This is a genomic window from Phormidium sp. CCY1219, from assembly GCF_055795085.1.
The window spans coordinates 1-518 of sequence record NZ_JAYFEQ010000511.1 but is presented as its reverse complement, the minus strand read 5'-3'; the positions used below and the strand labels follow the sequence as shown (position 1 = coordinate 518).

Annotated in this window: 1 protein-coding gene; it reads right to left on the bottom strand. The window is 44.8% G+C overall.

Features of this window, described 5'->3' with window-relative positions; translation table 11 throughout:
• The coding region (locus AC0QH1_RS13530) for a group II intron maturase-specific domain-containing protein (protein WP_324631684.1) at positions 1-387 on the bottom strand (387 nt) is incomplete at its 3' end.
• Between the last annotated feature and the right edge of the window lie 131 nt (positions 388-518).

Sequence of the window (518 nt, the reverse complement as noted above, 5' to 3'; positions counted from 1 at the left end):
ACTCCAGTATTTGAGATTGCCGTCATATGGACTGGCCTCACCTTTGACTTTAACGTGTCTGACAATTGGAGTCTCGGAGTGGTATCGCAATTTGATGGGGTTTGATTCCGCTCGTGTTGCAAATGTCCATTGCCGATTCCCTATTGTTTGCCAGTATTTCTTGGCTACCCATTCTTTACTTTTGTTGGAGTGTCTTCGGTATCCCCATCTGGTTAGCTTCCAATATAACGAGCTATCCATTTGATAGAAAACTTCCTTGGACACTACTGTTGAGTAGTAGTTGCTCCACCCTCTGATGACCGGGTTGAGGTGTCTTATTAGCCCCTCTTGCGGTGCTGCGCTGTGGGAGTCTACTATCTCTTTTAGTTTCTTGTAGTGGGTCTTGATGGCTTGATTGCTGGGTTTGATTATAGTTTTGAAGCCTAAGGGGTCCCCGTGGGCATTCCTTCTGGTTTTGTATTTTCCAACTATGTATTGTCGGATATTAAAACCGAGAAAGTCAAACCCTGGATTATCCC